Annotated in this window: 16 protein-coding genes; 8 read left to right on the plus strand and 8 right to left on the minus strand. The window is 66.2% G+C overall.

Annotated features, from left to right (window positions below):
- Positions 1 to 47 precede the first annotated feature (47 nt).
- The 5 genes from NDI76_RS18575 to NDI76_RS18595 all read left to right on the plus strand — a co-directional run bounded on the left by NDI76_RS18575 (position 48) and on the right by NDI76_RS18595 (position 3,389).
- Positions 48 to 1,067, plus strand: a complete 1,020-nt coding sequence (locus tag NDI76_RS18575; RefSeq protein WP_310925661.1) for an MBL fold metallo-hydrolase — start codon at positions 48 to 50, stop codon at positions 1,065 to 1,067.
- Positions 1,068 to 1,218: 151 nt separating this feature from the next.
- Entirely contained in the window at positions 1,219 to 1,695 is a 477-nt protein-coding gene (locus tag NDI76_RS18580; protein ID WP_310925662.1) for an Lrp/AsnC family transcriptional regulator, read from the plus strand.
- 162 nt (positions 1,696 to 1,857) lie between these two features.
- On the plus strand, positions 1,858 to 2,109 hold the full coding sequence (ddfA, locus tag NDI76_RS18585) for a DdfA family disk-determining factor (protein WP_310925663.1): 252 nt from the start codon (positions 1,858 to 1,860) through the stop codon (positions 2,107 to 2,109).
- Positions 2,110 to 2,125: 16 nt separating this feature from the next.
- On the plus strand, positions 2,126 to 2,281 hold the full coding sequence (locus NDI76_RS18590) for a hypothetical protein (protein ID WP_310925664.1): 156 nt from the start codon (positions 2,126 to 2,128) through the stop codon (positions 2,279 to 2,281).
- 460 nt (positions 2,282 to 2,741) lie between these two features.
- Complete coding sequence (locus NDI76_RS18595) at positions 2,742 to 3,389, plus strand: bifunctional 4-hydroxy-2-oxoglutarate aldolase/2-dehydro-3-deoxy-phosphogluconate aldolase (protein ID WP_310925665.1); 648 nt, start codon at positions 2,742 to 2,744, stop codon at positions 3,387 to 3,389.
- A 14-nt stretch (positions 3,390 to 3,403) separates the two neighbouring features.
- Here the strand turns inward: NDI76_RS18595 and NDI76_RS18600 are convergent, their stop codons facing one another.
- The 8 genes from NDI76_RS18600 to NDI76_RS18635 form a co-directional block, all read right to left on the minus strand.
- Positions 3,404 to 4,213 (minus strand): SDR family NAD(P)-dependent oxidoreductase, encoded by an 810-nt coding sequence (locus NDI76_RS18600; protein ID WP_310925666.1) that lies wholly within the window; start codon positions 4,211 to 4,213, stop codon positions 3,404 to 3,406.
- Entirely contained in the window at positions 4,207 to 5,355 is a 1,149-nt protein-coding gene (gene dgoD / locus NDI76_RS18605) for a galactonate dehydratase (protein WP_310925667.1), read from the minus strand. The genes NDI76_RS18600 and dgoD overlap by 7 nt, the downstream gene beginning before the upstream one ends.
- 145 nt (positions 5,356 to 5,500) lie before the next feature.
- On the minus strand, positions 5,501 to 6,358 hold the full coding sequence (locus tag NDI76_RS18610) for an SMP-30/gluconolactonase/LRE family protein (protein ID WP_310925668.1): 858 nt from the start codon (positions 6,356 to 6,358) through the stop codon (positions 5,501 to 5,503).
- Between the two features lie 67 nt (positions 6,359 to 6,425).
- The gene (locus NDI76_RS18615; RefSeq protein ID WP_310925670.1) at positions 6,426 to 8,471 is read right to left on the minus strand and encodes a beta-galactosidase; all 2,046 of its coding nucleotides are present in this window, start codon (positions 8,469 to 8,471) and stop codon (positions 6,426 to 6,428) included.
- Positions 8,472 to 8,621: 150 nt separating this feature from the next.
- Positions 8,622 to 9,758, minus strand: a complete 1,137-nt coding sequence (locus tag NDI76_RS18620; protein ID WP_310925671.1) for an ABC transporter ATP-binding protein — start codon at positions 9,756 to 9,758, stop codon at positions 8,622 to 8,624.
- A 10-nt stretch (positions 9,759 to 9,768) separates the two neighbouring features.
- Positions 9,769 to 10,605, minus strand: a complete 837-nt coding sequence (locus NDI76_RS18625; RefSeq protein ID WP_310925672.1) for a carbohydrate ABC transporter permease — start codon at positions 10,603 to 10,605, stop codon at positions 9,769 to 9,771.
- Positions 10,605 to 11,624, minus strand: coding sequence for a carbohydrate ABC transporter permease (locus NDI76_RS18630; protein ID WP_310925673.1), 1,020 nt, complete (start codon positions 11,622 to 11,624; stop codon positions 10,605 to 10,607). The genes NDI76_RS18625 and NDI76_RS18630 overlap by 1 nt, the downstream gene beginning before the upstream one ends.
- Positions 11,625 to 11,865: 241 nt before the next feature.
- Positions 11,866 to 13,254 (minus strand): ABC transporter substrate-binding protein, encoded by a 1,389-nt coding sequence (locus NDI76_RS18635; protein WP_310925674.1) that lies wholly within the window; start codon positions 13,252 to 13,254, stop codon positions 11,866 to 11,868.
- Between the two features lie 227 nt (positions 13,255 to 13,481).
- Between NDI76_RS18635 and lacZ the strand changes: the two genes are divergently transcribed.
- From lacZ to NDI76_RS18650, 3 genes are all read left to right on the plus strand, one after another.
- Positions 13,482 to 16,649 (plus strand): beta-galactosidase, LacZ type, encoded by a 3,168-nt coding sequence (gene lacZ / locus NDI76_RS18640; protein WP_310925675.1) that lies wholly within the window; start codon positions 13,482 to 13,484, stop codon positions 16,647 to 16,649.
- A 107-nt stretch (positions 16,650 to 16,756) separates the two neighbouring features.
- A complete protein-coding gene (locus NDI76_RS18645) occupies positions 16,757 to 17,521 on the plus strand; it encodes an IclR family transcriptional regulator (RefSeq protein WP_310925676.1) in 765 nt (254 codons plus the stop codon).
- 484 nt (positions 17,522 to 18,005) lie between these two features.
- Positions 18,006 to 18,755, plus strand: a complete 750-nt coding sequence (locus NDI76_RS18650) for an IclR family transcriptional regulator (protein ID WP_310925677.1) — start codon at positions 18,006 to 18,008, stop codon at positions 18,753 to 18,755.
- Positions 18,756 to 18,781: the final 26 nt, after the last annotated feature.

Genomic DNA, 18,781 nt, shown 5'->3' on the forward strand with positions numbered 1-18,781 from the left:
CGCTCCGCCCGGAACCGCCTTGCGTCCGCGGATGCTACGAACCCGACGTGACGGTCCAGTACCGCGACGGCATCGAGATAACGCTCTCCGACGGGACGCGCGTCGTCTGCGACGCCGACGACCCACCCAGTGGGTCTGCCAACCGGACGTCGTCCGGTGACGCTGACGACCCCCCGGACAGCGACGTGACCGTCGTCTCCCACGCGCACGGCGACCACTTCCCCGAGGGCGAGGCGACGGCGGTGTGCTCGCCGCTAACCGCAGACCTCGCGTCGGCGCGTCGCGATGTTCCCCTGCACGCGACGACCGACGAGCGAATCGAACTGCTCCCGGCGGGTCATGTCGCCGGGTCGACGGCCGCCCTCGTGACCGACCCGGACGGCACGCGCTACCTCTACACGGGCGACGTCTGCACCCGGTCGCGGTTCTACCTCGACGGCTTCGAACCGCCGGACGCGGACGTGCTCATAGTCGAGACGACGTACGGCGAACCGGAGTACGTCTTCCCCGACCACGAGACGGTCGCCTCGGATATCGTCTCGTGGCTTCGGGAGACAGACGAACCGGTGTTGCTGTTCGGCTACGCCCTCGGTCGGGCGCAAAAGCTCCAGTTGCTCGCCGAGGAGGCGGGCCGCGAGCGACTGTTCACCACCGACGCCGTCTTTCGAGTGAACGACGTGGTGGAGTCGCACCTCGACGTGTCGTTCGGCGCGGAACAGTACGAATCTGAGACGGAACTCGGTCCGGGCGACGCCCTTGTCCTCCCCATGACGACGGCGCGCATCGACTGGATAGGAAACCTCGCCGAGGAGACGGGAGCGGTCAAAGCGGGCTTCTCGGGGTGGGCTGTCGACGACGCGTTCAAGTTTCGCGGCGACTTCGACGAGACGTTCCCTCTGTCGGACCACTGCGACTTCGCCGAACTCTGCGACCTCGTCGACGCCGTCGACCCCGATCGGGTGTACACCCAGCACGGGTCGACGGACGCCTTCGCGGAGACGCTGACGCGACGCGGCTACGAGGCGACGGCGCTCAAGCGGAACCAGACCGCCCTCGGGGATTTCTGAAGGGTCGCCGTCGAGTCGAGAACTGGGAGTCTCCGAATCCGCCCGATCCGCCGCACCGAGGTGGACGAAGTCAAGGTGAGAGACGCCAACGGCCGACCGATGCGGTCCGAACTGACCATAGCTTCTTGCGGTTCGACGGTCTGTACGGGTCATGGACGGCGTTCCCATCGACGAAATCGACCGCATCATCCTGCACCTTCTACAGGAGGACGCCCGTCGCAACACGAACGCCGAGATCAGTCGACAGGTGAGCGTCTCGGCCAGCACCGTCGGCAAGCGAATCGCCCGGTTGGAAAAAGAGGGTATCCTGAAGGGGTATCGGCCGGAGATAGACTACGAACGGGCCGGGTTCCCCCTGCAGGTGCTGTTCGTCTGCACCGCGCCCATCGCGGCGCGAGAAGCCCTCGCCACCGAAACGCTCGGCGTCGAGGGCGTGCTGAACGTCCGCGAACTGATGACGGGGGAGAAGAACGTCCACATCCAGGCCGTCGGAGCCTCGAACGAGGACATCACGCGCATCGCGCACAAACTCGACGAGATAGGCTACTCCGTCGCCGACGAGATACTCCTACGCAACGAGTACAGCCAACCGTCGGTACAGTTTCGACCGACCACCGACGGGAAGTAGTCTCCCGGGAGGTCGGGTTCAGGATCGCTCGTCGAGCAGGATATCCGCGCCGGATCCGAGCGGTTCGAACGAATCCGGCGCGCCGAGCGTTTGTTGCGAGCGGATCTAAACGACCGTTTCCCTCTCAGTTATCTCGGGACGAACGCTGTACGCGGGTAGACAATGAGCGTGACACCACAACCCTGGCAGCGGACTCCGACAGAAACCGTTGTCAGGGAGGTCGCCTCCCTCGAAAACGTCGATCCGGTCGAACTCGACCCTCTGCTCGACGTAGTCGACCCGGAAGCGTTGGACGCTCTCGTGCGGGAGGAGGGAGACCGGAGTCGCGTTCAGCTTAGAATCGAGTTCGTCTACCACGGCTACGAAGTGGTGATCACGTCCGCCGGCACCGTCGACGTCTTCCGGGACTCGTAGTTTGTAGAGTCGAACCGTGACCTCGCTCTACAGGGTGAACTGCACCGACTGTTCGTTCTCGGCGACCGTTGTCGGCGGATTCGAGGACGCACTGGAGACGGTGGCGGTCCACCGACGGCGGGTCGGAGCTAATCCGGCCGCGCACTTCGTCAACATCCACCACCTCTCCTGACCTCCGACGAGTCCAGCGTCGACGCCTCAGCAAATCTGCGAAAGACAGGAGTACTATACAAGATAGCAAAGTTGTCAAAACTAGCAAAACTAAATATCCTGTACAAGCTATCAAAATAAGATGGCTTAGACGACGCAGATAGCCGAAGTGTCGCTTGAAAAGTAGTCTAATATTTTCTATTTAGATACGCGGATATAATACCATACGAAGTGTATATTCTTGATTGTTTCGGGTGTATTGGGGCCCTATAGTATCTATTTGTCGGAATAGAGTACCTGTACGGGTACATACGCGCACAATATTACGACGTTGACGGAGGTCCTACGATGGAAGATGACAAAATAAATCGGAAAATTCCCCGATCAAACGGTTGGCGAGACGAGAACATGGTCGTCGACCGCGCCGACGCGCCGCCGATACGAACCCCCGCGTTTAAACGAGTGCTCGACGAGTGATGAGTATGAGCGACACGACAGCGGGTCGCATCCGAGAGACGGGTATCGTCGCGATCGTCCGCGGAACCGACGCCGACGCGGCCATCGAAACGGTCGACGCGATTCGACGCGGCGGCGTCCCGACGGTCGAAATCACGGCGAACACGGAGGGCGTCCTCGGCATGATTGGAGACGTCTCCTCGTCGTTCGCGGCCGACGAGGTGACCGTCGGAGCGGGGACGGTGCTCGACGCGGAGACGGCCCGGGCGGCGACGCTCGCCGGCGCGGAGTTTCTCGTTACGCCGTCGTTCGACGAGGGCGTAGTCCGGGTAGCGAACCGCTACGGGAAGCCCTCGCTGGTCGGTATCGCGACGCCGACCGAGGCCGTTCGGGCGTTCGAGGCGGGCGCGGACATGGTGAAGGTGTTCCCGGCGGGGACGCTGGGACCGGAGTTCGTCTCCTCGCTCGGGGGACCGCTCGGTCACATTCCGACCGTCCCGACGGGCGGCGTGAGTCTCGGCAACGTCCGCGCGTTCTTCGATGCCGGGGCGACGGCCGTCGGCGTCGGCAGTTCCATCGCCGACACCGACGCCGTCGCTCGCGGAGACTTCGAGACGATAGAGGAGAACGCTCGGGCCTTCGTCGCCGAGGTCGAAGACGCGCGGTCGGAGTGAAGACGGGTCGCTTGCTACTCGTTTCTGCGCGCGCGGTAGTCCGGGAGCGTGTCGTCCTGCATGACCGCGGTCCGCCCGCCGTCGGCGAGCAGGTGCGCGCCCGTGACGAACGCGGCGTCGTCGCTGGCGAGAAAGGAGACGACGCCCGCGATATCCTCCGGGGTGCCGATGCGACCGGTCGGATGCATCGACTCCAGTTCGCGGCGTCGCTCGTCGGACATGTCGTCGGTCGTGCGGTCGATGGCGACCCACCCCGGGTTGACCGTGTTGACGCGGACGGTCGGCCCGAAGTCCAGCGCCATCGCGCGCGTCATCCCGTTGATGCCCGCCTTCACGGCATTGTACGGGAACTTTCCCGGCATCGTGAGGAAGGCGTGGTTCGAGGAGACGTTGACGACGCTGCCGCGGTCCATCTCCGCGAACGCCCGCTTCGCGCAGAGCCAGTACGAGCGGAAATCCGTCTCCAAGACGAACGTCCAATCGTCCATCGACGCCTCGTCGGCGCCGGTGTCAGTCTCGACACCGGCGTTGTTCACGAGGACGTCGAGGCCGCCGAACGTTTCGACGGCCGCGTCGACGAGGGCGGCGATGTCGTCCGGGTCTCGCATGTCGGCCTCGACGAACGTCGCCTCGCCGCCGTCGTCGCGGATTCGCTCGGCGACGGCCTTCCCCGCGTCGGCGGTTCGGCCGGTGACGACGACGTTCGCCCCCTCGGCGGCGAGTCGCTCCGCGATGCCCGCGCCGATGCCGCGCGTCGACCCGGTGACGAGAGCCGTATCGCCCTCGAAGCGCCCCGAAACGGGCGTCGGGTCCCCGCCTACCATTCGGCGACGCTCCCGTCGGGATGGCGCCACACCGGGTTGTGCCAGTCGTCGTGGCCGGCGCGCGCTTCGACCACCTCCGCGTCGATATCGACGCCGAGGCCGGGTCCGTCCGGGATGTCGACGAAGCCCTCGTCGTACTCGAAGACGCTCGGGTCCGCGAGGTAGTCCAGCACGTCGCTCGTCTCGTTGTAGTGGATGTCGAGGCTCTGCTCCTGAATGAGGGCGTTCGGCGCGCAGGCGTCCACCTGCAGACAGGCGGCCAGGGCGATGGGCCCGAGCGGACAGTGCGGCGCCAGCGCCACGTCGTACGCCTCGGCCATCGCGGCTATCTTGTTCACCTCCGTGATTCCGCCCGCGTGGCTCAGGTCGGGTTGGATGACGTCCACGACGCCCTGCTCGAACACCTCCTTGAAGTCCCACCGGGAGAACATCCGCTCGCCCGTCGCGATTGGCGTCGAGGTGTGAGCGGCGATTTCGGGCAGCGCGTCGTTGTGCTCCGGCAGCACCGGTTCCTCGATGAAGAAGGGGTCGTGCTCGGAGAGTGCCTCCGCGAGGCGCTTGGCCATCGGCTTGGTCACGCGCCCGTGGAAGTCGACGCCGATGTCCACCTCGTCGCCGACCGCCTCGCGGACGGCGCCGAGTCGTTCGACGGCGCGCGAGACGGCCTTCGGCGAGTCGATACGGCGGAGTTCCGAGGTGGCGTTCATCTTCAGCGCCGTGAACCCCGCCTCGACCTTCTCGCGGGCGGCGTCGGCGACGCCGTCGGGTCTGTCGCCCCCGATCCACTGGTAGACGCGGATTCTGTCTCGGGCCTTCCCGCCGAGCAACTCGTGGACGGGCGCGTCGTGGTGTTTCCCCTTGATGTCCCAGAGCGCCTGGTCGACGCCCGCGATGGCGCTCATCAGGACGGGGCCGCCGCGGTAGAAGCCGCCGCGGTACATCGTCTGCCAGTGGTCCTCGATTCTGAGCGGGTCGCTGCCGAGGAGGTAGGTGTCCATCAACTCTTCGACGGCGGTTCTGACGGTTCGCGCGCGGCCCTCGACGACGGGTTCTCCCCACCCGACGAGACCGGTGTCGGTCTCGACGCGGAGGAACAGCCATCGGGGCGGTACGGCGTAGAGGTCGTAGTCGACTATCTTCATGGTGTATCGGTAATCGGTGTCCGTGTCTGTCGTCTGCGATTCGGTTCGTCGGTCGGACGGGCGGTCTCGTGTGCGTGCAGAGCGTGCGAGAACTTAGCTCCTCGCACGGGTCGTCGGTCGGTGCCCCCGCTTCGTCGCCGACCGCTCAGTCGAGTCCGACGCGGGAGCGGAACGCGGGCGTTCCCGACGCGTCGGGGTCGTACCGGAACAGCGACCCGGCGAGGTCCCCCTCGTCGGGGCGGTCGTCGCCGCCGGCCGTGGTGACGTAGAGGTCCTCCAGCGAGCGACCGCCGAACACCGGGCACGACACCTTCCGCGCGGGGAACTCGATCCGTTCTCGCTCCGCCCCCGCGGGCGAGTACCGGACGAGGACGCCGCCGTTCCACCGCGCCGACCAGATATCGCCCGCCGCGTCGACGGTCAGTCCGTCCGGGACGCCCGCCTCGCCGCTCGTATCGACGAGGACCGAGCGGTTCGAGATACCGCCGGTCTCGACGTCGTAGTCGAACGCGTGTATCGTCTCCTCCTCGGAGACCGTGAAGTAGAACGTCTCCCCGTCCGGCGAGAACCCCATCCCGTTCGGGATGTCCGCCTCGTCGACGACGCGGGTGAACGTCGCGTCGCGGTCCAAGCGGTAGAGCGCACCGAGGCGGTCCTCGGTGGGCATCGTCCCGCAGAAGACGCGGCCCTCGGGGTCGGCGATGACGTCGTTGAACCGGGTGTCGGCCGCCTCGCCGAGCGTCGCGATTCGCGTCGTCGTCTCCCCGTCCCATCGGTCGACGGCGCCGCCCGCGCCGAACAGCAGCAGCGACCCGTCGGCTTGGACGGTCGCGCCGCCGACCGGATTGCCCTCGCGGACGACTCCGTGTTCGCCCGTCTCGGGGTCGTACCGGTACAGCAGTCCGTTCGGGATGTCGAGCCAGTACAAGACCTCCTCGTCGACGTGCCAGACCGGCCCCTCGCCGGTCTCGCACGGGTAGTCGGCCACGAGTTCGGGCGCCATGTCCCTGCCCTCTCGTGCGGGCGACTACTGTCTTTCGGGTTCGGAGCGTACGGCCGCGCGCGAGGCGTCACGGCCGTTCTCCCGCCGAGAGATCGCTCGGTGCCGCGTCCGTGACCGCCACGTCGTACGGCGCGACCGTCGAGCCGCCGACGACCCAGTTGGCGCCGACGGGGGAATCGACGGGGAACGCCTCGGAACCGAAGTTCGCCACCCACGTCAGTCCGCCCCGGGTCGCGATTCGGACCTGCGGCGGGAGGGGGTCGGTCGTCGGAACGCCCGCCCGGTCCAGCAGGTCGCCGACGACGGCCCCCGCGAGGTCGGCGTCCGGCCACGTCCCGACATAGGTCGCGGACCCGTCGCCGACGGCGTTTCGAACGACGGCCGGCGTTCCGTCCGCGCGCCCGCCCTCGTAACGTCCCTCGACCGACGCGCCCCCGTCGGCGGGGGCGAGCCACTCGTTCCAGACGCGGGCCTCGTAGCGGTCGCCCCCGTAGACGACGTCGCTCGCGAGCGAATCGGGGACGCTCTCGTGCTGGTCGACCGTCGCGCCGACGAGGTCGCGGAGCGGACCCGGTCGCGGCGCGTTGTGGAGTGTGTCGTACGGGTCTTTGACGCCCGAGCGCATCGTTGCGAGGAGTTCGCCGCCGTCGGCGACGTACGACTCCAGTCGCGCGGCGAGGTCGTCGTCCGCGAGGTACAGCGTCGGCGCGACGACGGCATCGTAGGGCGTTAAGTCGACGGACGGCGGAACGACGTCGACGCCGACGGACCGCTCCCGGAGCGCCGCGTAGTACGTCTCCGCGTGGTCCCAGTAGTCGAACTCCGGCGTCATCGGCTCTATCTCCAACGCCCAGAGGTTGTCGTAGTCGTGAAGGAGCGCCACGTCGCCGGTCGGCGCCGACGCGCCGCCTCCGACCTCGTCCTCTTCGTCCGGTTCCGCGGCGTCGCAGAGCGTTTCGAGGTCGGAGGCGGCGTCCGCGGCGTCGCGGTACCCGGCGTCGGGCGTCCCGTCCGCCGCGAGCAGGCCGCTGTGGTACTGCTCCTGTCCCGTTCGGCACCGCCGCCACCGGAAGTACGAGACGACGCCCGCGCCGTGGGCCGTCGCGTAGTGCGCCCACAGTCGCATCGCGCCGTCGGCGGGTTGCGGGGAGTACGGCGGCCAGTTGATGTCACCCGGTTGTTGTTCCATCACCCAGTGGGCGCCGTCGGCCGCGCACCGGTACAGGTCGTGGTCGAGGCCGAGGTTGTCCGGGTCGCCCGCGCGGAACTCCGCTTCCGAACGCGAACCGCGCCGCTCCTGCACGTGTCCGGTCGGATAGGAGTCCCAGGAGGCGAAATCGAGGTCCTCGGCCACGTCGTAGGCGTTCAGACCGTCGTGCGACATGAAGTTGTGCGTGACGAACCACTCGTCGTTCGCCTCGCGGAGCGTCTCGACCTGCAGGCGGTTGTACGCGACAACGCCGTCGCTGCTGAACCGTCGGTAGTCGAGCAGGCGCGAGGGGTGGTGGTCGGCCGCGGCGTGCCGCGGCGGGTCCACCTGGGAGAGGTCGTTCAGGTCCTGACTCCAGAAGGCGTTCCCCCACCGCTCGTTGAGCGTCTCCGCGTCGCCGTACCGCTCGCGGAGCCACGAGCGAAAGGCGCTCGCACAGTCGTCGCAGTAGCACAGGAGCGTGCCGTGGCAGCCGTACTCGTTGTCGGTCTGCCACCCCGCCACCGCCGGGTGGTCGGCGTAGTGCTCCGCGAGTGTCCCGACGATGCGGCGAGTCTCCCGCCGGAAGACCTCCGAGTTGTAGCAGTAGTGCCGGCGACCGCCGTAGTGACGCGTCGTCCCGTCGGCCTCTTCCTGCCGTATCTCCGGGTACTCGTCGACCAACCACTTCGGCGGCGCGGCCGTCGGCGTGCAGAGGACGGCCTTCATGCCGTAATCGCCCACGAGGTCGACGGCGCGGTCCAGCCACCCGAACTCGTACTCGCCGGGTTCGGGTTCCAGTTTCGACCACGCGAACTCGCCCATCCGGACGTACCGCAGTCCGGCGTCGGCCATCCGTTCGACGTCGGCCTCCATCCGGTCCGCCGGCCAGTGCTCCGGGAAGTAACAGACTCCGATGCGCATAGGTATCGGTTCACGTCGACCGTGATAAAAACGCGGGCATCCGGCACGAAACGCCCGTTATTCGCGGTGTGACGGGCCGTCGGCTCTCGGAGACGCGGCGGCCGCATTTATCGCAGCAGACCCGCGCCGAGACGACCGAATTCGCTCGTCTCAGGCCTTTTTCTGAACGAATCGGTCGTAGCCGACGTCCGTCTCGCCCGTCTTCGTCTTGATGGACTCCTGCGTGTCGGCGTCGAACAGGTAGAGGTCCTCCTCGTCGAAGTCGAACCGGACGCGCGACCCCTCGGGCGGACGCATCTTGCTCGGGACGCGGGCGGTGAGGTCCACCTCGCCCATCTTCGCGTACAGGAAGTTCTCGTTTCCCATGTGCTCGACGACGGTGACTTCGCTCGGCATGCCGCCGCCGCCGCCGTTCTCGACGAGGCGCATGTCCTCCGGGCGGACGCCGACGCGGACGCGACTCCGCTCGTCGACCCAGGACGTGTCGTCGAGTTCGTACTCGAAGCCTGCGGGACCGACGAGCGTGTTGCCGTCGACTTCGGCCGTCAGGAGGTTGATACTCGGCGACCCGATGAACCCCGCGACGAACTCGTTCGTCGGCGAACGGTACACGTCGTTGGCGTCGCCGACCTGCTGGAGTCGCCCCTCGTTGAGGATGGCGATGCGGTCGCCCATCGCCATCGCCTCGACTTGGTCGTGCGTCACGTAGGCGGTGGTGACGTCGAGTTCCCGCTGGAGTTCCTGTAGCTCCGTCCGCATGACCGAGCGGAGTTTCGCGTCGAGGTTCGACAGCGGTTCGTCCATCAAGAACACCTCCGGGTCGCGGATGATAGCGCGGCCGAGGGCGACGCGCTGCTGTTGTCCGCCGGAGAGTTCTTTCGGCTTGTCGTCGAGCAGCGGTTCGATGCCGAGCAGGGTCGCTATCTCCTCGACGCGTTCGTCTATCTCGTCGCTCGACTGTTTCGTCGACAGTCGGAGCGGAAACCCGATGTTCTTCCGAACGGTCATGTGCGGGTACAGCGCGTAGTTCTGGAACACCATCGCGACGTTCCGCTCGCGGGCGCGTTGGTCTGTGACGTCGACGTCGTCGAACTCGATGGTTCCGCTCGTGACGTCTTCGAGACCCGCGATGCACCGCAGCGTGGTCGTCTTGCCGCACCCGGACGGACCAACGAACACCATGAACTCGCCGTCCTCGATGGTGAGGTCTACGTCCTCGACCGCGACTATCTGTTCGCCCTCGTCGCCGAACTCTTTGCGAAGTTTCGTGATATCGATTGTTGCCATTGGTGTCTCCTTACTGTTTGACCGACCCGGAGAGGATGCCTTTGATGAAGTACTGCTGGAGGAAGATGAACATCAGGAAGATGGGGATTATCGCCAGCGACGTGGCGACCATCACCTGATCGAAGTTCACCCGCTGTTGCCCGACGAGTTGCGCAAGCGCGATGGGGATGGTGAACATCTCCTCTTCCTGCAGGACGATGAGCGGGTAGAGGAACGCCTGCCACTGGTTGAGAAAGAGGATGATGGCGAGCGCCGACAGCGACGGGATCATCGTCGGGAGCGCTATCTTGTAGTACAGTTGGAACTCCGTCGCGCCGTCCATCCGAGCGGACTCCAACAGCGCGTCGGGTATCGCCTTCATGTTCTGTCGCATCAGGAAGATTCCCAGCGGGTTCGCCGCCCACGGGAGGATGACCGCGAGGTAGGAGTTCGTCCACCCGATCTGCGTGATGAGCAGGAACAGGGGGATGATGAGCAGTTGAATGGGGAGCACGAGCGTCGCCAGGATGGCGTAGAACAGCGGCTCCTTGAACTTGAACTCGTACTTCGCGAACGCGAACCCCGCCATCGAGCAGAGCACGAGCGACAGCGCCGTGTAGGAGACGGCGATGATGAGGCTGTTCCCGATGCTCCGGAGGAAGTCGACGCTCTCTTGCAGCGCTTCGAAGTTCTGCAGGTAGTGGAGACCCGGGAGGAGCCGCGGCGGCCACGAGAAGAACTCCGACTGGGGAATCGTCGCCGCGACCAGCATCCAGTAGATGGGTATCATCACCAGCGCCGTGATGGTGAGCAGGAAGATGTAGCTCCCGAACTTCCACAGCGCTTCGTTTCTCGTCTCGCGGCGCATTACTCCGTCCCTCCGTACCGAATCTGGATTATCGACATGATGCTCACCAGTATCACGAGCGCCACCGAGACGGCGCTGGCGTACCCGAGGTTGAGTTGCAGGAACGCCTGGTTGTAGATATACTGGACGATAGTTATCGTGGCGTTCGACGGACCGCCGCCGGTGATGACGTACGGTTCGGCGAATATCTGGAACGTCCCGATGGTCGAAGAGACGACGACGAACAAGAGGACTGGGCGGAGTTGCGGCAGCGTGACGAACCGGAACTTCTGCCAGCGCGTCGCGCCGTCGACTTCCGCGGCCTCGTACAACTGCTCCGGGACGGTCTGGAGACCGGCGAGGAGGATTATCATGTTGTACCCGAGCCAGCGCCACGTCACTGCGATGACGAGCGTGATGCGCGCCCACCACGCGTCGGTGAGCCACGGCACCCGCCCGAGACCGATCGTCTCCAGCGCGTAGTTGATGACGCCCACGTCGCCGTTGAACAGCAGCAGGAATATCGTGGAGTAGGCGACCAACCCCGTCGCGACGGGGAGGGCGATGAGCGTCCGGAAGATGCTCTTCGCGCGGATGAACTTCGCGTCCAACACGAGCGCCGTGGCGAGACCGAGAATCACCATCAGCGGCACCTGCACGAGGAAGATGAACGAGGTGTTGAACAGCGCCTGGTGGAACAGCGAGTCCCTGAGTATCAGCCGTGTGTAGTGGCTGAGTCCGACGAACCGGAGGTTCGCTATCTGCGGAACCGTCACCTGGAACGCGACGAAGTCGACGGTCAGCAGAACCTCGTTCGACGCCCCGAGGTAGTCGAAGAACGACAGGTACAGCGTGTACGCCGTCGGGAACAGGAGGAAGACGGCGAACAGAACGAAGAACGGCGAGATGTACAGGTAGGGGAGCGCGGGTATCTTCGGAACGACCCCGGAAACGTCCTGCCGTCGGTAGCGGAACTGGTCGGCCACCGCTCGATACGCGGGCGACGCCTGAACTCTCGATTGAATCGCGTTCAGTACCACCGGTCGCTCACCGCCCTCGCGTCGTCTCGGGCCGACAGGGTCGGTAGTCGTCCGTACGGTTCCGGAGGCCCGACGCTCCGCCGGCCGGCCCCGCGGTGCGAAGCGTCGACCGTGGGAGGAGTCCTCTCGAAGGCGGAACGAGTCCGCCGAGTGAGTTGATTCGACATACTCGTGCTCTCGGTTGCTTGTATCATACCGTATTATTTTATAAAGATTGTGCCGTGCCGCCGCCGGGGTCGAGTTACGCCACTTCGCGGTCAGTCCGGTCTGCGACGGTCTGTGCGGCCGCCTGCGCGGCTTTCTCCGGGGACTTCGCGCCGTCGAGCATCCGTCCGATCTCGGTGTTCATCGCATCTTGGACCTCCGGCGTGTCGGTCGTGTACCGGTAGGGCGTGATGTCCTGTGCGACCTCCGCGAACAGGCGGAAGACGGGCTGACCGTCGTAGAAGTCGAGCTCCTGGTCGTAGATGTCCGCGTCGTACGCCGTCGTCAGCGACGGGAAGAGACCGAACTCCTCGAGCATCGTGTTCTGCACCTCCGGCGTCGTCATGGCGTACTCGATGTAGTCCCACGCGCGGTTGACGGTCGCCTCGTCGGATATCTGGGAGGGAATCGCCATGTTCGACCCGCCGCGGTTCGAGGCTCGGTTGCCGCCCTTCTCGAACGCGGGCAGTTTGTAGACCCCCCAGTTACCCGCCGTATCCGGGAGTTCCGCGCGAAGCGTCCCGTCCATCCACGCCGCCGTCGCGACGGACGCGAGCGTCCCCTCGGAGAACGCGGTGAACCAGCCGCCCGACCACGTCTCGATTCGACGGGTGATACCGGCGTCCTTCATGTCCTTGATGAGTTGGAGGGCGCGAACGCTCTCCTCGCTGTTGATGCTCACCGCGCCGTCCTCGGTGAACGGTTGACCGCCGAGCTGGCGGAACAGCATCCGCCACAGTTGCGGGGAGTCCTGCGCCGGGATGTTGATCATCGCCACGTCATCCGGCATCTGTTTGCCGGCCTCGATGAAGTCGTCCCACGTCTCCAGGGACTCGGGGTCGATGCCGGCCGTCTCGTACCGGTCGCGCTTGTAGAAGACGCCCGTCGGTCCGATGTCCCACGGCAGCGCGTAGTCCTTCCCGTCGACGCTGACCGTCTGCCACTTTCCGTCGACGATGTCGTCGCGGACGTCAGCCTCGTCGATGCGGGACGTGAGGTCCATCAGTCCGTTCTTGCTGCCGAACGCCGTCACGTCGTAGTTCTGGACGACCGAGAAGTCGGGCGCGCCGGTCCCGCTGGTGACGGCCGTCTGGAACCGCTGCTCCCACGTGTCGCCGCCCATCTCCTTGACGGAGACGTCGGCTCCCTTCTCCTCGTTGTACGTCTCCGCGGCGCCTTGCAGGGCGCGAGCGGCGATGTTCCAGCCCCACCCCTGGGCCGACCCCGCCATCTGGGAGCCGGAGCCGCCGCCGGTTCCCGTCCCGCTTCCGCCGCCACTGCTTCCACCGCCGTCGCTTCCGCCGCCGTTCCCGCCGTCGCTGCTGCCACCGGTACTGATGCATCCCGCCAGACCGCCTGCCCCGACGACGCCGAGCGCCGTGAGGAATCGACGGCGGCGTACGCGGGGGTCCGAGGAATCGTTCATGTTTAACTCATCAGAACATGGGTGACGGTGTATATCAAGGTTGCGGAAATCGAGTGATACGTTCACAAGAGCCAGCTTCGTTCGCGAGAGACTTCGCTCGGTCCGTTTCCGCACGCCTCTCGCCGGTCGGACCCCTCTCGCCGGGGATGCTCCGTCGACGTCTATCGAAATAGTTCGTGAGGGTCACCGAAAGAATCTTCTCGGCCGGTTCTGTTGTGACCGACACGATGTCCGAAGACTGGCGAGAGCTAGGCGTGACCGACCGAAATCGACTCGCCCCGCACGCCGACCTGCTCCCCTACGACGACGCCGAGAGCGCGGTTGAAGGCTCCCGGGGTCGGTCTCCGTGGTTCGCCTCGCTGAACGGCCGGTGGTCGTTCGAGTTGTCCGAGACGCCGGCCGACGCGCCGGCGGAGTTCCAGGACCCGTCGTTCGACGCGAGCGGGTGGGACGGTATCGACGTGCCGTCGAACTGGCAGACGGAGGGGTACGGGCGACCCCACTACACGAACGTCGTCTACCCGTTCCCGCTGGACCCGCCGAACCTCCCGACGGAGAACCCGACAGCGTCCTACCGGCGGACGTTCGAGGTTCCCGAGTCGTGGGACGGCCGGCGGATTCGCCTCCACTTCGAGGGAGTCGACTCCGCGTTCCACCTCTGGGTGAACGGCGAGGAGGTGGGGTACAGTGAGGGCGCTCGCCTCCCCGCGGAGTTCGACGTGACCGACGAACTGACCCCCGGCGAGAACACCCTCGCCGTCCGGGTGTACAAGTGGTCGAACGGGAGCTACCTCGAAGACCAGGACATGTGGTGGCTGAGCGGCATCTTCCGGGAGGTGTACGCCTACGCGCTTCCCGCCGTTCACGTCGCGGACGCGGACGTGCGGACCAAACTCGACGACGGGTACGAAGACGCTCGCCTCACCGCCGCCGTCGACGTCCGCAACGCCGGGACATCGTCTGCCACCGCGGACGTCCGCGCGGAACTGGTCGACCCGGACGGCGAGTCGGTACTCGAAATCGCCGATTCGGTCGAAGTCGACGCGGACGAGACGGCCACCGTCGACCTCGAAGCGGACGTGTCCGACCCCGCGAAGTGGACCGCCGAGACGCCGAACTGCTACCGACTCGCCCTCGCTGTCGAGGCGAACGGCGAGTCCGCCGTCGCAACGCAGACGGTCGGGTTCCGCGAGGTGGAGGTTTCGGACGGCCGGTTCCTGGTGAACGGCGAGGCGGTGACGATTCGCGGCGTCAACCGCCACGACTTCCACCCCGACCGGGGTCGCGCGGTGCCGGTCGAGACGATGCGCGAGGACGTCGAGATGATGAAGCGGCACAACCTCAACGCCGTCCGCACGGCCCACTACCCCAACGACAGCCGGTTCTACGACCTCTGCGACGAGTACGGCCTGTACGTCTTGGACGAGACCGACATCGAGTGTCACGGGATGGGGTTCGCCGAGTCGCCCTACCACATCAGCGACGACCCCGAGTGGGAGGACGCCTACGTCGAGCGGATGGTGCGGATGCTCGAACGCGACAAGAACCACCCGAGTGTCGTCATCTGGTCGCTGGGCAACGAATCGGGGTTCGGCGAGCACCACCGAACGATGGCCGAACTCACCCGCGAACGCGACCCCACGCGACCGATTCACTACGAGGAGGACTTCGAGCAGGAGGTCGTCGACACCGTCGGTCCGATGTACCCGACGCTCGAAGAACTGGAGGCGTGGGCCGCGGAGGAGGACCCCGAACACCCGGTCATCCCCTGTGAGTACGCTCACGCGATGGGCAACGGACCGGGAAGCCTGCGCGACTACTGGGACCTCTTCTACGAACACGACCGCCTGCAGGGCGGGTTCGTCTGGGACTGGATCGACCAGGGACTCCGGCAGGTCGACGAGGACGGCGAGGAGTGGTTCGCCTACGGCGGCGACTTCGGCGACGAACCGAACGACGCGAACTTCAACATCAACGGATTGGTGTTCCCCGACCGGGAGCCCTCGCCCGGACTGACCGAGTACAAGAAGGTCGTCGAGCCGGTCGTTTTCGACGAGTACGACCCCGAAAGCGGCGAACTCGCGGTCGAGAACCGCTACGACTTCCGGTCGCTCGACCACCTCGACGTCGGGTGGCGCCTCGCAGTCGACGGCGCCGTCGTCGACAGCGGGTCGCTCGAACTGCCGTCCGTCGAACCGGGCGAGAGCGCGTCCGTTCGGGTCCCCGTCGACGGGGACCCGAGCGGAGCGGACGGCGAACTCGTCCTCACGTTGGATGCTTCCCTCGCCGCGGAGACGCCGTGGGCCGAACGCGGCCACGTCATCTCGACGGGCGAGTTCGAACTCGACGGTGACGCCGCGGCGGGCGGACGGGACGCCGCCTCGTCGCTTCCCGTCTCCGAAACAGCGTCGCCGCTAACGTGCGAGGAGACGGAGCGGGGAATCGTCGTCTCGAACGCGCGGTTCGAACTCGTCTTCGACGACACGCACGGCGTCGTCGACTCGTTTTCTTACCGCGGCCGCGAACTCCTCGAAGACGGCCCGCGCGTCGGGATGTGGCGCGCGCCGACCGATAACGACCGCGGCCTCCCCCTCTCCCGGACGTTCCTCACGACGATGGTGCGACGTCACGAGGCGGGGGAGACACTCGACGCGGACGACGTCCGGACCGTCGGCTTCGCGCAACTGTGGCGCGAACACGGCCTCGACAGCCTCCGATTTCGGACCGACGGCGTCGAGTACGAGGCGAGCGACAACCGCGTGCGCATCTCCGTTGAGGGTCGACTCGCGCCGCCGATATTCGAGCACGGCTTCGGCGTCGAACAGGAGTACGCGATAGAGAGCGACGGCACGGTCAGCGTCGAGACGCGCCTCGACCCCGAGGGCGACCTTTCGGCGCTGCCGTCGCTCCCGCGCCTCGGCGTGGACCTGACGCTCGGCGACGAGTTCGACCGGACGACGTGGTACGGCCGTGGTCCGGGGGAGTCTTACGCCGACAGCAGGGAGGCCGCGCTTCTCGGCCGGTACGAGGCGTCCGTCGACGACCTCCACACCCCGTACGTCGCACCCCAGGAGAACGGTAACCGGACCGACACCCGTTGGGTCACCTTCTCGGACGACGGCGGCGTCGGCCTCCAAGTCGCCGGCGGCGAGTCGTTCGACTTCTCCGCGCATCGCTACACCACCGCGGACCTCGAAGCGGCCGCACACCGGAACGAACTCCCCCGTCGGGACGCCGTCCACGTGACGCTCGACGCCGCACACTGCGGTCTCGGGTCCGGCAGTTGCGGGCCGGCGACGCTCGAACGCTACCGGGTCGAACCGGAACCGACGGCGTTCACGTTCGCGTTCCGCCCGTTCTCCGTCGACGCCGCGTCGGTCCGAGGACGGTACTGAGTCGGGTGACCGGCGGCCGGCGTTAACTATTGGAGAACGGCTGGCGGCGGGGTCCCGGCTCCGTCGACGAACGACTTTTGCTCTCCCACTCCGTGTGACGAGACGCCGTGGCACGAACCGAGATCAAATCGACAGCAACCTGTTTCGCCATCATCGAGGCCGTTCGGACCAACGGAGACGCCGGTATCAGCGAACTCGCTCGCGACGTGGGCGTTTCCAAGAGCGGCGTCTACAAGCACGTCCAGACGCTCTCCCGACTCGGGTACCTCGTCCGTCAGGGGGACAGATACCACCTGAGCCTCCGCTTTCTGACGCTCGCGACGCGGGCGCGGGAGCGCCTCCCGTACGACGTCGCCGAACCGGTCGTCGCCCGGTTGGCGGAGACGACCGGACACGCCGCTCACTTCTCCGTCCGGGAGAACGACCGGGTGGTCTACGTCTGTCGCGCCGACCCGTCCGAGTCGGCCCCCGCGGAGCGAACCGAAGGGGAAATCGCACCGTTGCACGCGACGTCGGACGGGAAGGCGATACTCGCCAACCTCGACAAGGAGACGCGCGGAGGGATTCTCGACCGGACGGGACTGCCGGCGTGCACCGACAAGACCATCACCGACCGGTCGGCGCTGGACCGCGAACTGCAGTCGATACGCGACAGGCGGGCGTCGTTCGACCGCGAGGAGTACGTCCGCGGGTGTCAGTCCGTGGCGTCCCCGGTCCTCCGGGACGACGGGACGCCCGTCGGAGCGGTGAGCGTGGCGGGGGACGTCCAGCAGATGTCCGGAAAACGGCTGGAAGAGGACGTGGTCGGACTGACGATCTCCGCGGCGAAGCGCATCGAAAAGGAAGTGCGAGGACCGTCGTCCGTTTCCTAATGGTAAACGAACGACGTTCGGCCGGCCGTTCGATGAGCGATGATTCATACCGAACTTTTACCATAGTTCGGTGCATTCGCACCCCCTTTGTGAGTCCAGAGAGTTCGGAAGCCCTCCGCGACTCGTTCTCCGATAGTTAACGGGCTCCCACAGTCGGCTGATGCGACCGGCGTACACGGAGGATATCGACACGAGGCTAACGAACGTCGAGTACGGATACGGAAAGACCAGCTTCCGTTACAGCTGTAGACTTGTAATTTTAGGATGCCTGCCGAGCTCTTCTCGTACACCGGTTTCGGGGGGAAAACAGAGGGAAGAGACGTTGCACGAGGCTATATACCGACAAGCGGGACTCCGAGCGAAAGCTATAACAGTACCCGACGGCGATTCGAACTATGTTCACTCATAGAGAACGGCTGTCGAAACAGCCCGACGTGGGGGTCGTCGAGAGTACGAGGTGCGACGGTAGGCGAGAGGTGAGCCTGTGACCGACGACTACCCGGTGAAGGCGACGCACACGAGCGTCCGGGTGCTGCGGGCGGTGATGGAGGCGCACGGCGTCGGCGTCTCCGAACTCGCGCGCCGGTTGGACCTCTCGAAGAGCGCGGTCCACAAGCACCTGCGGACGCTCACCTCCCTCGGACTGCTCGCCCGCGAGGGAGACGACTACTACCTCGGACTGGGCTTCTTGGAGTTCGCAGCGGCGGCGCGCGAGCGTTTCCCCGTTTACGGGGTGGCGCTGCCGGCCGTCGAGCGACTCGCGGAGGTGTCGGGGTGCGTGGCGACACTCGTCGTCTATGAGTCGGGTCGCGGCGTCGTCGTCGCACAGACCTGCGGGGACGACGCCCTCGCCCCGCCGGTGAGCGAGGGCGACGCCGTCCCCCTGCACGCGACGGCGGGCGGCAAGACGATACTCGCCTACCGTCCCGCCGAAGAGGTCGACCGGGTCGTCGACGACGGCCTCGACGCCGTCACCGAGAACACCATCACCGACGGGGACCGACTGCGCCGAGAGCTTCGGTCGATTCGGGACCGGCGGGTGGCGTTCGACCGCGAGGAGAGCGCGACGGGGTGGCAGAGCGTCGCCTCCCCCGTCACCGACTCCCGGCAGCGCGCCGTCGCCGCCGTGAGCGTCTCCGGCCCGACCGACCGGATGTCCGGCAAGACGTTGGAGGAGGACATCACCGGCCTCGTCGTCAGCACCGCGAAATCCATCGAGAACGACCTCCTGTGAGTTTTCTTCGACGGCTGATAGATTTA

It is taken from the genome of Halogeometricum sp. S1BR25-6 (genome assembly GCF_031624495.1).
GTDB lineage: Archaea > Halobacteriota > Halobacteria > Halobacteriales > Haloferacaceae > Halogeometricum > Halogeometricum salsisoli.

Coding starts and splice junctions, on each gene's coding strand:
- NDI76_RS18625 (WP_310925672.1), bottom strand. CDS start 10,605: ATGCGCCGCGAGACGAGAAACGAAGCGCTGTGGAAGTTCGGGAGCTAC.
- NDI76_RS18620 (WP_310925671.1), bottom strand. CDS start 9,758: ATGGCAACAATCGATATCACGAAACTTCGCAAAGAGTTCGGCGACGAG.
- lacZ (WP_310925675.1), top strand. CDS start 13,482: ATGTCCGAAGACTGGCGAGAGCTAGGCGTGACCGACCGAAATCGACTC.
- NDI76_RS18615 (WP_310925670.1), bottom strand. CDS start 8,471: ATGCGCATCGGAGTCTGTTACTTCCCGGAGCACTGGCCGGCGGACCGG.
- dgoD (WP_310925667.1), bottom strand. CDS start 5,355: ATGAAGATAGTCGACTACGACCTCTACGCCGTACCGCCCCGATGGCTG.
- NDI76_RS18595 (WP_310925665.1), top strand. CDS start 2,742: ATGAGCGACACGACAGCGGGTCGCATCCGAGAGACGGGTATCGTCGCG.
- NDI76_RS18610 (WP_310925668.1), bottom strand. CDS start 6,358: ATGGCGCCCGAACTCGTGGCCGACTACCCGTGCGAGACCGGCGAGGGG.
- NDI76_RS18580 (WP_310925662.1), top strand. CDS start 1,219: ATGGACGGCGTTCCCATCGACGAAATCGACCGCATCATCCTGCACCTT.
- NDI76_RS18600 (WP_310925666.1), bottom strand. CDS start 4,213: ATGGTAGGCGGGGACCCGACGCCCGTTTCGGGGCGCTTCGAGGGCGAT.
- ddfA (WP_310925663.1), top strand. CDS start 1,858: ATGAGCGTGACACCACAACCCTGGCAGCGGACTCCGACAGAAACCGTT.
- NDI76_RS18635 (WP_310925674.1), bottom strand. CDS start 13,254: ATGAACGATTCCTCGGACCCCCGCGTACGCCGCCGTCGATTCCTCACG.